Below are 14,188 nucleotides of genomic sequence, written 5' to 3'. Positions count from 1 at the left end.
GTTGTAAAAACTGCAACATTTCATCTATTCAGAATGGGCTTAAGAAAATTACCTTGCCGCTGCGCGGGTGAACTAAGGATCCAACGCCCGGACTTCTGGGCTAAAAAAAGAACATCCCTCCGCCAACTTGGCAGCAAGGGATGTTCTTCGTCTGAGCTAACTAATCGGATCTAACTAATCACTTGCACTATACTTACTTGCACTTTCTGTGAACTATTTCTGTGAACTATTCCTGCCAAATGCCTTTGTAAAGTTCAAGCCTTCTCAACAGCGAATCTTCGTTGCACTCTGACCAGCCGCGACAGCAGCAGAATAGCTCCGATAGCCAGACCCGTAATCAGCCCAATCCAGTAGCCGTAAGCGCCCAAATCAGTATAAGTCGCGAGCAGGTATCCGACTGGAAGACCAATCACCCAGTAAGCAATGAAACAAATGATGAAGGCAGGATTGACATCCTTATACCCCCGCAGTACACCTTGAATTGGAGTTGCGATGGCATCGGAGATTTGGAAAAAGATTGCATAGATCAGGAAATGCTGAATTAGCGATATCACTTCAGGTTCATCCGAATACAGCCCGGCGACATGGCTGCCGGCAAACAGCAGCACCAGCGCGGTAAGCAGGGAGAGGACCGCTGCCGTTCCAATGCCCATGATCCCGTACTGGCGGGCATCCTTAAGCCGGCCGGAGCCGCTCTCGAAGCCGACAAGTATCGTCAGACTCATACAGATGCTCAGCGGAATCATATACAGGGTGGACGCGAAATTGATCGCTGCCTGGTGGGCTGCAATAGTAACCGTATCAAAGCGGCTCATAAGCAGTGTTACGGCTGAGAAAACCGCAGTTTCAAAAAAAATTGAGAAGCCGATAGGCACACCGATCTTCAGCAGTTCCTTAAAGCTGCTCAGCGACATGGCATGAAATTTGCGGAAGAGCTGCAGACCCCTGAAAGGCTCGGCACGATAGATAAAGACCAGGGCAATCAGGAAGATTACCCAGTATGTAATGGCTGAGGCTACACCGGCGCCTACTCCACCAAGGCGGGGGAAGCCGAAGTTACCGAAGATCAGCAGGTAATTCAGTCCCACGTTAACCGGAAGAGCGATCAGTGTGATGAACATCGAGACACGGGTCTGACCCAGTGCGTCAATGCAGCTGCGGACTACGGTATAGCCGAACAACGGAATGATGCCAAAAGAAATCGCCCGCAGGAACCGGAAGGCGATATCGCGTACCTCTGGCTCCAGATTCATGAAATTGAGTACCGGCGATAGGGCCAATCCGCCCAGAATGAGCACCAGCACCGATACGAGCAAGGAGAGCCACATGCCTTGCATGACCTGATGGGCAACATCTTTATTGCGGCGGCTGCCGATCAGATGGGAGACAATCGGCGTGATTCCCATTAGAATCCCGCTGAGTCCGGTCTGAATCGGAATCCACAAGCTTGTGCCGATAGCAACACCGGCGAGATCGTTCGTGCCGAATTTACCGGACATGTTCGTATCGAAGAAAGTAATGGCTGACAAGGCGATCTGTGTAATAAGGATCGGAAGCAGGATATGCAGAAACTGTCCGGCTTTTTGTTTAATGGAGGATGTCTGTTTCATAATAGTGGGTGCCTCGTTATCTTAATAGTAGTTGTAGGATGTACATGCTTAATTCTCAGTAAAAAACCCGGCAGCTGCCGGGTTCCGGATCGTCTTATAGTGATGTCTTATGGTGATTGGATACATCAGATAATTGCTGTAAGCTTATTGTTCGTAATCCACTTCCGAGGTATAACGGTTATTGGCGTTCCAGAGCAGGAATTCATCCACGTTCTCGTCCTTCAAGGCGCGGATCTGGTCTTCAACCTGCTTCTTGCCGTATTTGACATAATGGCCACTGCCGAGCCAGCTGGCGGTGAAATCCTGAATCCATGGACGAATTACAGGCTTGTAGCTGCCGAGCGGATCAAGCTTCTTGTGCGTATCGACCATTGAGCCTTTGATTGTAGCATAAGGGTCCTTGTCCGGATCTTTGACGTCAAACCAGCCGGTAGAGTAATGGCTTGGATAGATCATCGGGCTGATGACATCCACATTTTTCGATATTTTGACGAAATCCTGGCCAATGCCCTCTGCTGCAGGAACTGAAGCTGCATAGCCGAAGATATCAACAGATACACGTACGCCCAGCGGCGCGAGCTCTGCTTTGGCATATTTGACAAAGTCGGCAATGATTTCTACACGCGGTCTGTCACTCTTGGTGTATTTCAGTGTATCTGCACGTTTCTCGAAGCCTTCAGGGAAGCGTACATAGTCAAATTGAATTTCCTTGAATCCGAGCTTCGCGGCTTCTTTGGCAATATCCACATTGTATTTCCACACCGCTTCATTATAAGGATTCACGAAGCTGTCTCCGCCCTTGTTAGCCCAGACTGAGCCGTCGGTATTTACAAAGGATAATTCCTTGTTCTTCTTGGCCAATACAGAGTCCTTGAAAACAACAATCCGGGCAATCGGATATACGTCATGCTCCTTCAGACGTGTCATCAGCTTGTTGATATCTCCAATGAACGGCTGGGGATGTCCCATTTGCTGGAGCTCTGTGTTATCCGTTTTGTATGTGATGTAACCGGCGTCATCCTTGATATCGATGACCATGGAATTCAGCTCCGTCTTGTCGAGCAGGGCGAGCAGGGTTTCCATGCGTTCGCCCCCGGCGCTGTAGGCTGTTACATAAATCCCCTTAACCTTAGGTGCATCCGGCTGCGGATCGGTATGAAGTGCTGCGTCTGGTGTTGCGCTTGGTGAAGGTTCCGGCGCTGCCGTGCTGCCAGCTCCACCCGGTGTAATCGCTGTTGATTCTGGATTCGTAGTGTGTTCTGCGACGATGGGGGGATTCATGGCGCTCTGCAGTGCTGCTGCCACATCAGCGTCGTGGCCGTTATTCGGCACACCAACGCCTCCCAGGGCCATCATCAGTAATGCCCAGGTGATGTTCATTCGTTATTCGCTCCCTTTATGTACATTCCCTTAAAGTATAAAGTAACGGGTGCACTCAAAAAGAACAGACTTGTAACAATCCCCGTAATTTTTGGTGTCATAAAAAACCGCTCTTGTTGTTTATAAACGGGATGTACGGATTTTGAACCGCTGAATTAAAAAGTAAATGCCGCTCGGATCCGGCACGAAGGCCAAATCCGAAGCGGCAACTATAAAAACTTGCTCTTAGGGCAGCTTGCTCAGTGAAGATACGCAGAATTCTGATGCTCGCAAATGCTGTAATGGATGATATCCATGGCATCTGCCGGTTCCAGAATACTCAGACCGTCACGCAGAACGATTACAGAATTGAGTTCGTCCTGCTTCAGAAACGGTATCATATCGGGATACCACCTCATGACGATTGCTGACAGTTTTACCGTTTCCATTTCCACAAAAATCACCCTTTCCTTTTTCGAATCGAACTGAATTAGAATTCAGGGTCCACCCGGAAAAACGAAGTGCCTGGAAAAAAGAGGGGTAAATCACAATCTTCATGAAATTAGGGTCCTGCGTGGTACTAATATATCACAATTTTAAAATATGCGCATTTTTTTCGGAGCCTATCTTTTGCGGAAAGACCCCATAACCCCGACTGTTTCAACGATGTTCACAAAAGCCTGCGGGTCGCTTGTTTTGATGATCCGTTTGAGCTCTGCGAGTTCGTACCGTGTGGTCACTGTCATTAGCATGTCCCGTTCCACATGAGAATAAGCACCTTCCGTCTTAATCTTTGTGACACCGCGCTGAAGCCCCAGCAATTGCTGCAGAAGCTCATCCGTCCGGGTTGTTACTATATAGACGGTGACTTTGATGTGGCTGACATGAATCAGATCAACGACCTTGCCGCTTACATAAATGGAGACCATGGAAGCAAGTGCCAGGTTCCAGTTGTTATCGAAATAAGCTGCGGCCAGAATAACGAGCCCGTTAAGGCCGACCAGGACATTGCCAATCGGGAAATCGCGGTAACGTGTAATAATCGAGCCCAGAATATCGAAACCGCCGGACGAGCCGCCCACACGGAAAGACACTCCGGCCCCGACACCTACAAGCACCCCTCCGAAGACGGAAGCGAGCAGCATATCCGAGGATACCTGATGCACCGGTACCAGGGTCATCAGCCAGGTTGTGGCTCCGACAGAGAGGATACTGAGGATGATGAACCTCCGTCCGAGCTGGAACCAGCCGGCGGCAAGCAGCGGCACATTGAATAGTAAATACAGCAGGCTGATATTAAATGGAGTGAAGTAACCGACCAGCATGGCAAGGCCCGATACTCCTCCACTGAGCAGTCTGTGCGGGATCAGGAACAGATTGAAGCCGCAGGCAATCATCGCAGAACCGAAGATTACGGCCAGATAACTCCCGAATAGTCTGAGTTTCAACAAACAAATTCACCTCTATGTTTAATGTAAGTTTTAATGTAAGTAATGAAAGAAAGGAATGTACTGGTATTCCTGATCGGGTTTGTGATATAATGTATAGGATATTCTTGAGTAGGACGTTACAATGGTATTTTTGCATTGCTTAGAATGCGAAGTTACAGTTGTCAGGTATATGTAGTGGCCTGATCATAGGACATTTTTTTGTCCCAATACGCGCTAAACCATGCAGGAAATACGGCATGATTGGACAGCCTATAAATGTGTTTACCGCTACTTAAGAATACAGACAAGCATGTGGAATGTCCACTGTATAGAAGGAGCATGAATAATTTGAAAACATTCGCAGAATTCGGCTTGGAGCCAAAAGTGCTACAGGCAATCACTGAACTAGGATTTGAGGAAGCAACACCCATTCAGGAGCAGGCAATTCCGCTTGCAATGGCCGGATCGGATCTGATCGGCCAGGCACAGACGGGTACAGGTAAGACCGCTGCTTTCGGGATTCCCCTCATTTCCAAGATCGTCCGGGAAGAAGAAAAAATCGTTGCGTTGATTATGACGCCTACACGCGAGCTTGCTATCCAAGTAGCGGAAGAAATTGGCAAATTGACCCGCTTCAAGGGACTTCGTTCACTGGCTATCTACGGCGGGCAGGATATCGGCCGTCAAATCCGCGGACTTAAGAAGAAACCACAGATCATTATTGGTACTCCTGGACGTCTCCTGGATCATATCAACCGCAAAACCATCCGTCTTGATGATGTACAGACCATTGTACTTGATGAAGCTGATGAAATGCTGGATATGGGATTCATGGAGGATATCCAGACGATCCTCAAGCTCGTTCCGGAAGAACGCCAGACGATGCTCTTCTCGGCTACTATGCCTCCTAACATTCAACGTCTTGCCCAGCAGTTCCTGAAGAATCCACAGCATGTATCCGTAATTCCTAAGCAAATCAGCGCACCGCTAATCGATCAGGCTTATATTGAAGTTCCTGAACGCCAGAAGTTCGAAGCGCTCAGCCGTTTGATTGATATGGAGTCCCCTGATCTGGCTATCGTCTTCGGCCGTACCAAACGCCGGGTAGACGAGCTTGCTGAAGGATTGCAGAAACGCGGATATTCCGCTGATGGCCTGCATGGTGACTTGTCGCAGAACCAGCGCGATGCTGTAATGCGCAAATTCCGCGACGGCAGTATTGATGTACTGGTTGCTACAGACGTTGCAGCCCGCGGTCTGGACGTTTCCGGTGTAACTCATGTAATCAACTTTGACCTTCCGCAGGATCCGGAAAGCTATGTACACCGTATCGGCCGTACCGGCCGTGCCGGTAAAGAAGGAACTGCATGGTCCTTCGTGACTCCTCGCGAAATGGATCACCTGCACCTGATCGAACGTGTTACCCGTCACCGCATTACTCGTAAACCGCTTCCTACTATGGCTGAGGCTATTGAAGGCAAACAGCGCATTACAGCTGAACGTCTGCTGGCAATGGTTGAGGACGGCGGCGAACTGAACGAATACAAAGGTATTGCCATTCAATTGCTGGAACAATATGATTCTGTACAGCTGCTATCCGCAGCTATGAAGCTTCTTACCGGCGATAACAAGGATGCGCAAATCGAGCTGACTCCTGAAGATCCGATCCGCGCGAAACGCCGCGGAGGCAAGAACGATATCCGCAGCGGACGCAAGCCTAACGGCGGCGGCTATGGCGGTAACCGTACAGGCTCCGGAACTGGCAGCAGCAGTGGCGGCGGCTATCGCGGTAACCGTGATAATGCCAGCAGCGGCGGAAGCACACGTGGCGGCTACAGCAGCGGCTATGGCAGCAACAGCGGCAGCAGCTACGGCGGCGGCTACAAAGGCAACCGTGATGCGGGAGCAGGACGCGATGGCGGTGCAAGCCGCAGCGCAGACCGTAAACCTTCGGCACGCCCAAGCAGCACAAGCACCCGTCCGGCTAAACAGGATTACGACGTTTAAGCATTGCGTTTGACATAGGAAGAAGACGAGCGACCGCGAGCGGTTCTCGTCTTCTTTTTTTGCAGAGATAGGAAATTATATGCTTCTAGTAATACCTTATCCTTATCATGCACGTTTAGATGAAAGTGCGGGTAATAATGACGAGCAGAATGAACAGGACCAGAATGGTGCCGGTGGAAGTCCAAGGATTGCAGCAACCGGGTGCGGACATGGGGTTAACCTCCTTTAAACAGTGGTTGTTGTGGTTACGATTCTAATATATGGACGGATCACAGAGCTTGCGTAGACACTTACCTATAACTTGTAAACTTGGGCGCTGGAAAAGTCCGGGTCAAATAGGGTATAGTTAAGATACGCAGTATGCGCTAGATAGACAGGAGGAAGGGAATTGGAGTTTAAGGGAGCAATGGGCGGTTTATACCGCATCACAGAATGGATATCACGTATTGCCTTCAGTAATATTTTGTGGGCACTGTGTTCGGTTCCGTTTCTGTTCGCAGGAGTTATGAAGATGATTATGCTGGGTTCGGAAGCAGGCGGACCGAATGAGCAGATCACGCTCAACTGGGTACTTGGCGTACTCGCGCCATTCACTGTATTTCCCGCTACGGCGGCGTTGTTTACAGTGGTGCGCAAATGGGTGATGGGCAACACAGATGTAAGCACATTCCGCACTTTTTTTCAGGGGTACAAAGAGAATTATTTCAAAAGCATGCTTGGAGGTATTATCTACACCCTGCTGTTCGTGATTATGTACGTTGATGTTACCGTATACATGACACAAATGGCCAATTTCAAAATCGTCGGTATCCTGATGCTAGTGCTGATGATTATTTTGTTCGTTTCCATGTTCAATTTCTTCTCGATCGTGGTTCATTACCAGATGACCTTCAAGGAAGTGGTGACCAACTCCATTCTGTTGACCATCGCCCGGCCGATCCGTGTATTCTCTACACTAATTGGTTCAGCGGTTCTTCTCTATATAGGTCTGCGGTATCCGGTGCTCTACGCTCTTTGTATTCCTACATTCATTGCTATGCTTGCTTTCTTTAACTTCTATGCAACCTACAACAAGCTGCAGCTGCAGGTGGAGAAGAAGAAGCTGGCTGAAGAGCAGGCGGCGCTGGAAGCAGCCGAGAATGAAGGCATGCCTTCTGACGAGGATGATGAGGAAGCGGAAGAGGGTATTAACCTCAAGAAGAGTTAACATTCCGGTAACCGTAAGATCAATAATTTTGACGGAAATTTATTCCAGTGTTAATTAAAGCGCATACAGGTTTACTTTTTCGTTAAAACGCAATATAATATTAATAAATCCTGCGATGTACGTTATGGTTGCTCGTTGTTTTGAACCAATGATAATGTCTTGGGAGATCTACATGAAGCGCGGCTGAACAGCCCTGTCTATACGACTTGGGGAATTCAAAAACGACTTCTGCGGTCACCCACCTGCTATAGCAGGTTCAGAAGACACTGCAGCCGGACGGCATAGGCGGGTTTTCTACTGTTTTTGACAAGGCACCCTGTTACCTGCTCACTGCAGGAGTAGGGTGCCTTTTATGGTGTGTGTTCCGGTTTTTTTGTGAGCAGTACTTGTAAGTGCATTGCTGTACCCGCCAGCTAATGGAAGCGGGATGTTAGGACTGCCCTGCCTGGCTGGGCTATTTACCCGGACAAAGTGCGCTATGCTCTTTTGTTCCGGGGATAAGAGTGTTACACTTAGAGTAATGAACTTGGGATTTGAAGAGGGGGAAGAATTTTGTCGTTGAAAAGAACCTTGGTCGGTTTATTTCGCAGTCATGACGGAACAAGCGACCGTGCAAAAGATCCGACACTCAAAACACGTTATTACACTCTTTCAAGAGACAAGGCGTGGGATGAAGTATCCGCAACGCTGAAGAAGATTCCTGGATTCAAAGTGCTTCACGAAGTACAGTCTGTAGGGGAGATCACCCTGGAGAAGAGAACGGCATTCGGCCGCACATTGGATATCACCGTATCTGTGCTGAGTACCTCTCCGGTACGCTGTGCCGTAGATATGTATTCCGCATCCAGAGGATCGCTTGGCGATTTGGGTGCCAATTACCGTGTCATTCAGCGTTTGTACCAGTCACTCGATAAGAAGCTGGGCAAATATAAGGCTGACTAAGAGCAAGCTGCACTTTTCTGTCCAGAGATTGTATGCGGTTTCTAAGCGCGGTACAAGCCGTGCCGGGCATTAATAAATAGGGCTCATCATACGCAAAAAGCGGGAGAAGGATGACCTTCTGCCGCTTTTTTTCACAAAAGTAAGACTGAAAATGTATAAGTATGGTGCGCTTGCGGTTACAGCAGTGCCCGAACAGCAGAGATGGCAGCTTCATAGTCCGGATGCTCTGCCATTTCGCCAAGATATTCAACATAAGCCAGCTTGTCATTCTTGTCCACTACGAAGATGGAACGCATATCCAGACGGAATTCCTTGATCAGTACGCCGTAGGCTTGTCCGAAGGAGGTTTCCTTATGGTCGGAGAGTGTAATTACACTGTCAATGCCTGCAGCGCCGCACCAGCGTGCCTGAGCGAAAGGCAGGTCTGTGCTAATAGTGAGGATAACCACGTCATCGCCGAGACCGGCAGCCTCGCTGTTGAAGCGGCGGGTCTGTGCATCGCACACACCGGTGTCGAGGGAAGGCACAACGCTGATCAGCTTTATTTTGCCGGCATAATCACCGAGTGAAGCATCTTCCAGCAGATTCTTGCTTACCACGAATGCCGGTGCGGAATCTCCTGCCTTCAGTTCAGGTCCTACGAGAGTAATGGGATTGCCTTTAAAAGTAGCTACGCCTGTTCTTTCTTGCGTCATGTCCTTGTTTCCTCCTTGGATTGCAATATTGGATTGTTACTGCCACAATAAATTATAATCTTTTTAGAAGCTGAATGTCGAGCCGGACAAACATACATAAAAGGATGGGTGCTATGATTTTCATACGATACGAGAAGTGGAAAAGTTATCTCCGGTATTATCCGGTAACCTGTGTGCTGATTCTGGCCAATGTGCTGATGTTCATTGTACTGTCGCTGAATGGCGGCTCAACGAATCTGCAGACTCTCGTGAAGTTCGGGGCAACGGTAAATGTCGGACCGGAGAAAGAAGAGCTGTGGCGCTACGCTGCGGCCATGTTCCTGCATAACGGGTTTGCCCATCTGTTCTTTAACAGTTTCGCCCTGCTGGTATTTGCGCCTCCCCTGGAGCGGCTGATGGGCTGGTGGCGGTATGCGCTGCTGTATCTGGCCGGCGGGTTCCTGGCGAACCTTCTGGGGGTTGCCGTCAGCGGCCGCGGAGTAGTAGAGATCGGGATTGTCTCTGTAGGCGCCTCTGGAGCCATCTACGCCGTTTATGGAGCATTCCTCTACATTGCGTTACTGCAAAGAACGATGATGGACGAGGGCTCGCGCAAGACGCTGTACGGCCTCCTGGTGATGGGGATTATTATGTCGTTTGCCACACCGCATGTAGATTATATGGCCCATATCGGCGGTCTGGTAGCCGGCTTCTTCATTTACGGACTAATGATCCGCGTGTTCAAACGAAACCGACGATAAGAGAGGGTGTAGACGTGGAGCTTAGACAGCTGCAGTATTTTCTAAAGGTTGCCCAAAAGGAACATGTCACCAGAGCGGCGGAGGAGCTGCATGTCGCACAATCTGCAGTAAGCCGCCAGATTCATCAGCTTGAGCAGGAGCTCGGTGTAGATCTGTTCATGCAGAAAGGGAGGAACCTGCAGCTTACTCCCGTCGGACAGCTCTTTTGCAAAAGAGTAGAGTCGCTCCTTAATGAACTGGACCGTTCGGTGGCGGAGGTTCATGAATTCCTTGATCCGGAGCGCGGGGAGATCCGCATCGGGTTCCCGCATAGTCTCGGGACCCATCTCATTCCTTCCATTGTTGCGGAATTCCGCCGTCATTATCCGCATGTTAAATTCCGCTTTAAACAGGGGGCCTATCCGTCGTTAATTAAGGATGTGATTTCGGGTGAGGTGGATCTGGCCTTCATTTCTCCATTTCCGGAGAATGACGGGCATGTGGCCGGAGATATTGTGATGACTGAAGAGCTGTTCGCCATTCTGCCGCAGAATCATCCGCTGGCCGGAGAGGAAGTGATCCGGCTGGAACAGCTGCGGGAAGAGAAATTCGTCTTATTCAGCCAAGGCTACTCACTGCGGCCGATTGTATGGCAGGCTTGTCTGCAGGCGGGGTTCAAGCCGCAGATCGCTTTTGAAGGCGGGGAGACAGATACGATCCGCGGTCTGGTAGCTGCCGGGATGGGAGTAAGTCTGCTGCCGGAGATGGCGTTCTACCAGACCAATCCGATGCAGCCGGCGCAGGTCCGGGTCGTTGAACCCTCGGTTACAAGAACGGTGGGGCTGATTCACAGGGCGGACGGCAAGCTGCCGCTGGTGGCCCGTTCATTCCGTACCTTCCTGCTAACATATTTCAAAGACAGACAGCAAAACAATACCCCGGTCGGCTCATAGCCTACCGGGGTATTGTTTGTAATTATCTAAGGGTCCGCACTTAGTCGCGGTTCCCCAGGAACATGAGGATCAGCCGGATAAGCTCGAGCAGCGAGACTAATGCTGCTGCCACGTACGTGAGTGCTGCGGCATTCAGGACCTTGGCGACCCCGCGTTCCTCTTCATTGCGGATGAAGCCTTGCTGGACCATGATCTGGCGTGCCCGGCTGCTGGCATTGAACTCAACAGGCAGCGTGACAAGCTGGAAAGCTACTGCGGCCGAGAAGAAAATGATCCCCAGACCAATAAGATTCAATGAGCTGAAAATAAAACCGGCCAGCAGCATAAAGGGTGCAACACCTGATGCGAAGTTAACAACCGGGAACATCCGGTGGCGGAGTGTCAGCATCGGATAATGTTCCTTATGCTGAATCGCATGGCCAATCTCGTGACAGGCGACGGAAACCGCTGCGATGGAGCTTTCATAATATACGGGCTCAGACAGCCGGACAACACGGTTGATCGGGTCGTAGTGGTCGGAGAGGGTACCCCGTACCGGTTCAATAGGCACGTCGTACAATCCGTTGGCGTCAAGCATGCGGCGTGCGGCTTCATATCCGGTCAATCCATTCATGTTGGGCACCTTGGCCCATTTCTTGAAATTACCCTTGACCCTGAACTGGGCCCACACGGAGAAGATAAAAGCGATAATTAATAATAGATACATTAGGGGCATCATATGTCTCATTCCTCCACTTTAAGTTACAAGCTGTTACATTGGCGGCCCCTGCGTCAGCAGAAGCCGGATCGCTTCCATGCAGGCAACACCTTGCGGAATTAATGCTGCTAATGCCCGGTTGGCCTGTCCGGGCTTCAAACCGCTAATTACCGGTTCAAGAGCCTTGACCTCGCGTTCAAGCTGCTGCATCTGAATCTCAAGCTGAACCAGCTTGCCCGAGACCTCGGCTTCCGGTGTAGCTGCGTTCCATTTGCCCATCAGGGATTTGATTTCTTCCAATGTATATTTCTCCTGCTTTAGCTGATTAATACGTTGTAAATTGATCAAGGTTTCATGACTGTACAGCCGGTAGTTCTTCATGCTTCTTGATTCGGGTGTAATAAGTCCGAGCTTCGTATAATAATCAATGGTACGCTCACTCGTGCCGGCCGCCTTGGCCAGCTCACCAATACGATAAAGGGTCATATCTCCAAGTCATCTCACCTCGCTCGAAGCGGCAGGCTGTAATACAGCGATGTGCCCTGCTTCATTTATTATTCTTATAATTAATGATACCAAATCGCAAACCATACAGTCAAACGTCACACTTACTTAAAGTATATGCTGTAATTTCTGAAAGATTCGCTGTTTATTTATATGAGGGATACCTTCTTTGCGGAGTGCGGGAGCACAGATTTCCATAATGGTGGGGATTCAGACAGGGAAGGCAAAGTTTATATATAACACGACATGTGATGTATGGACTTAAGAACCCAAAATATCCCGGATATTCTAATCAGCCGCTTGGGAAAAGCGGTTAAACATATTTTATATTGAAGATAAACAAGGGTGATGTCAGGTAAAATCCGGCGTGAAAAGGTATGTTTACTAACTGATATTAATAAAAATACATAATGAAAGATCTTGAATCCTACGCGAAGTGTATGCGCTTGCATCCTTGACTGGTATGGAAGTTGGCGGTTTCTGCGGATTATCTGCGATCTGGCGGGGGAATTGTCATACGGTGAATAAATCGTGAGCTTCCGATAATAAATTAAAACATTCAAAAAAATAGTCTTGTCAATTTCCCTGACTTCTGATTATAATGACATTAAGAGTTTCACGCTTTGTTAGAAAATATAACATTGGGGAGTGGGGTAAAGTATGAAAAAAAAGATGTTGATGATGTTCCTGGCCATGGTTACACTGATGATCTATCCGGTCAGCGCATTTGCAGCTGAGGGTCCGGCAACACCGGATCTGCAAATCGGACTTGACACTGCGTTTACGTTCCTGGCATTTATCCTTGTATTCTTTATGCAAGCTGGTTTTGCAATGCTTGAAGCAGGTTCGGTCCGGATGAAGAATGCAGGCCACGTTGCCGGTAAGACGGTATTGACACTGGCCATTGCAAGCTTGTGTTTCTGGGCTCTGGGCTTTGGTCTTGGCTTCGGTAACGGCAATAGCTTCTTCGGTACTACAGGATTCTTCTACGGTGGAGATACAACGGCTTCCTCGTTCGAATCCCTGTTATTCTCCGATGTCACTCTAAATGTTAAATTCCTGTTCCAAATGGCTTTCGCAGCGGTTTCTCTGGCGATCGTATCCGGTGGTATGGCGGAACGTGCGAAGCTGAGCGTATACATCATCTTCGGAATTCTTTTCTCAGTAGTGATCTATCCGGTTGTAGCTCACTGGGTATGGGGCGGCGGCTGGCTGGCTGAGCTGGGCATGCAGGACTATGCAGGTTCCACGGTTGTCCATCTTACAGGTGCAACTGCAGCTGTTGTGGCAACAATCCTCCTTAAACCCCGTCTGGGCAAGTTCAATAAAGAAGGCAAACCGGTTATCATTCCTGGTCACAACCAGGTATTCACAGTACTCGGTGTTATCATTCTCTGGTTCGGCTGGTTTGGCTTCAATCCGGGTAGTGCATTGTCCCCGATGGGCGGATTCTTCGGCCACGTGGCTCTGACAACGAACCTGGCTGCAGCGGCAGGCGGTCTGGCAGCACTGATTGCTTCCTGGCTGTACTTCGGCAAGTCGGACATTCCGGCAATGCTGAACGGTGTTCTGGCTGCACTCGTTGCGATCACTGGTGCCTGCGCATTTGTAGAGCCTTGGGCGGCAATTCTTATCGGCTTTGTAGCTGGTGCCTTCACATTCATGACTTCGCAGTGGCTGGAACGTGCAGGACTTGACGATCCAATCTACGCCTTCTCTGTTCACGGTATTGCAGGGATGTGGGGAGCGATTTCTACAGGCTTGTTCGCAACACCTGAGCTTGTTGAAACTGTTGGTGTTGGTAAGGCCGGCCTGTTCTACGGCGGCGGGCTACACCAATTGGGAGTACAGGCGCTTGGTGTAATCGGTACCTTTGCTTTCGTGGCAGTGATGTCCTTCATTATCCTCTACGTGATGAAGATGGTTATCGGACTTCGTGTAACGGAAGAAGAAGAATTGATGGGTCTGGATATCAGTGAGCATGGTACTTACGGTTATCCTGAACAAATGAAACTGATTACAGAATCGGAATCCAAACCCTTGAAATAATTATATCTTCTACTCA

At 49.4% G+C, this 14,188-nt stretch carries 14 protein-coding genes and 1 other RNA gene; 7 read left to right on the top strand and 8 right to left on the bottom strand.

Annotation, left to right across the window (positions count from 1 at the left end; all coding sequences use genetic code 11):
- Window positions 1-254: 254 nt before the first annotated feature.
- From MHI42_RS08270 to MHI42_RS08255, 4 genes are all read right to left on the bottom strand, one after another.
- Window positions 255-1,610, bottom strand: coding sequence for an MATE family efflux transporter (locus MHI42_RS08270; protein WP_342423452.1), 1,356 nt, complete (start codon window positions 1,608-1,610; stop codon window positions 255-257).
- 144 nt (window positions 1,611-1,754) lie between these two features.
- A complete protein-coding gene (locus tag MHI42_RS08265; protein ID WP_171718442.1) occupies window positions 1,755-2,990 on the bottom strand; it encodes a putative glycoside hydrolase in 1,236 nt (411 codons plus the stop codon).
- A gap of 239 nt (window positions 2,991-3,229) precedes the next feature.
- Complete coding sequence (locus MHI42_RS08260; protein ID WP_171718441.1) at window positions 3,230-3,418, bottom strand: hypothetical protein; 189 nt, start codon at window positions 3,416-3,418, stop codon at window positions 3,230-3,232.
- 174 nt (window positions 3,419-3,592) lie between these two features.
- Complete coding sequence (locus tag MHI42_RS08255; RefSeq protein ID WP_039299805.1) at window positions 3,593-4,417, bottom strand: YitT family protein; 825 nt, start codon at window positions 4,415-4,417, stop codon at window positions 3,593-3,595.
- Between the two features lie 330 nt (window positions 4,418-4,747).
- Between MHI42_RS08255 and MHI42_RS08250 the strand changes: the two genes are divergently transcribed.
- The gene (locus MHI42_RS08250) at window positions 4,748-6,406 is read left to right on the top strand and encodes a DEAD/DEAH box helicase (protein ID WP_042235034.1); all 1,659 of its coding nucleotides are present in this window, start codon (window positions 4,748-4,750) and stop codon (window positions 6,404-6,406) included.
- 115 nt (window positions 6,407-6,521) lie between these two features.
- Here MHI42_RS08250 and MHI42_RS08245 read toward each other — a convergent pair whose 3' ends face one another.
- Window positions 6,522-6,617: a hypothetical protein gene (locus MHI42_RS08245; protein ID WP_039299719.1), complete on the bottom strand. Its 96-nt coding sequence runs from the start codon at window positions 6,615-6,617 to the stop codon at window positions 6,522-6,524.
- Between the two features lie 177 nt (window positions 6,618-6,794).
- Between MHI42_RS08245 and MHI42_RS08240 the strand changes: the two genes are divergently transcribed.
- From MHI42_RS08240 to MHI42_RS08230, 3 genes are all read left to right on the top strand, one after another.
- Window positions 6,795-7,613, top strand: a complete 819-nt coding sequence (locus tag MHI42_RS08240; protein ID WP_076244234.1) for a DUF624 domain-containing protein — start codon at window positions 6,795-6,797, stop codon at window positions 7,611-7,613.
- Window positions 7,614-7,717: 104 nt separating this feature from the next.
- Window positions 7,718-7,909, top strand: a non-coding RNA gene (gene ssrS, locus MHI42_RS08235) — 6S RNA.
- A gap of 256 nt (window positions 7,910-8,165) precedes the next feature.
- Window positions 8,166-8,555: a DUF1499 domain-containing protein gene (locus MHI42_RS08230; protein WP_039299722.1), complete on the top strand. Its 390-nt coding sequence runs from the start codon at window positions 8,166-8,168 to the stop codon at window positions 8,553-8,555.
- Between the two features lie 176 nt (window positions 8,556-8,731).
- On the opposite strand, the gene tpx is transcribed toward MHI42_RS08230, so the two are convergent.
- Window positions 8,732-9,250: a thiol peroxidase gene (gene tpx / locus MHI42_RS08225; RefSeq protein ID WP_171718439.1), complete on the bottom strand. Its 519-nt coding sequence runs from the start codon at window positions 9,248-9,250 to the stop codon at window positions 8,732-8,734.
- A gap of 113 nt (window positions 9,251-9,363) precedes the next feature.
- On the opposite strand from tpx, the gene MHI42_RS08220 reads away from it, so the two are divergent.
- The gene (locus MHI42_RS08220; RefSeq protein ID WP_039299735.1) at window positions 9,364-9,990 is read left to right on the top strand and encodes a rhomboid family intramembrane serine protease; all 627 of its coding nucleotides are present in this window, start codon (window positions 9,364-9,366) and stop codon (window positions 9,988-9,990) included.
- A 14-nt stretch (window positions 9,991-10,004) separates the two neighbouring features.
- Complete coding sequence (locus tag MHI42_RS08215; protein ID WP_039299738.1) at window positions 10,005-10,922, top strand: LysR family transcriptional regulator; 918 nt, start codon at window positions 10,005-10,007, stop codon at window positions 10,920-10,922.
- Window positions 10,923-10,962: 40 nt separating this feature from the next.
- Here the strand turns inward: MHI42_RS08215 and MHI42_RS08210 are convergent, their stop codons facing one another.
- Together MHI42_RS08210 and MHI42_RS08205 are read right to left on the bottom strand one after the other, a co-directional pair.
- Complete coding sequence (locus MHI42_RS08210) at window positions 10,963-11,637, bottom strand: zinc metallopeptidase (protein ID WP_039299808.1); 675 nt, start codon at window positions 11,635-11,637, stop codon at window positions 10,963-10,965.
- A gap of 36 nt (window positions 11,638-11,673) precedes the next feature.
- Window positions 11,674-12,105, bottom strand: a complete 432-nt coding sequence (locus MHI42_RS08205; RefSeq protein ID WP_042135737.1) for a MerR family transcriptional regulator — start codon at window positions 12,103-12,105, stop codon at window positions 11,674-11,676.
- Window positions 12,106-12,783: 678 nt separating this feature from the next.
- Here MHI42_RS08205 and MHI42_RS08200 point away from each other — a divergent pair.
- Entirely contained in the window at window positions 12,784-14,172 is a 1,389-nt protein-coding gene (locus tag MHI42_RS08200; RefSeq protein ID WP_171718436.1) for an ammonium transporter, read from the top strand.
- Window positions 14,173-14,188 lie beyond the last annotated feature (16 nt).

The organism is Paenibacillus sp. FSL E2-0178 (assembly GCF_038593005.1).
Taxonomy (GTDB): domain Bacteria; phylum Bacillota; class Bacilli; order Paenibacillales; family Paenibacillaceae; genus Paenibacillus_AQ; species Paenibacillus_AQ phytohabitans.
Note: the sequence above shows the minus strand (reverse complement) of the source record. Positions and strands in the feature narration are given on the sequence as shown.

Bases quoted from the DNA above. Each gene is read 5' to 3' on its own strand.
- MHI42_RS08210 (WP_039299808.1), bottom strand. From the start codon at position 11,637: ATGCCCCTAATGTATCTATTATTAATTATCGCTTTTATCTTCTCCGTG.
- MHI42_RS08245 (WP_039299719.1), bottom strand. From the start codon at position 6,617: ATGTCCGCACCCGGTTGCTGCAATCCTTGGACTTCCACCGGCACCATT.
- MHI42_RS08265 (WP_171718442.1), bottom strand. From the start codon at position 2,990: ATGAACATCACCTGGGCATTACTGATGATGGCCCTGGGAGGCGTTGGT.
- MHI42_RS08270 (WP_342423452.1), bottom strand. From the start codon at position 1,610: ATGAAACAGACATCCTCCATTAAACAAAAAGCCGGACAGTTTCTGCAT.
- MHI42_RS08200 (WP_171718436.1), top strand. From the start codon at position 12,784: ATGAAAAAAAAGATGTTGATGATGTTCCTGGCCATGGTTACACTGATG.
- MHI42_RS08220 (WP_039299735.1), top strand. From the start codon at position 9,364: ATGATTTTCATACGATACGAGAAGTGGAAAAGTTATCTCCGGTATTAT.
- MHI42_RS08205 (WP_042135737.1), bottom strand. From the start codon at position 12,105: ATGACCCTTTATCGTATTGGTGAGCTGGCCAAGGCGGCCGGCACGAGT.
- tpx (WP_171718439.1), bottom strand. From the start codon at position 9,250: ATGACGCAAGAAAGAACAGGCGTAGCTACTTTTAAAGGCAATCCCATT.
- MHI42_RS08260 (WP_171718441.1), bottom strand. From the start codon at position 3,418: ATGGAAACGGTAAAACTGTCAGCAATCGTCATGAGGTGGTATCCCGAT.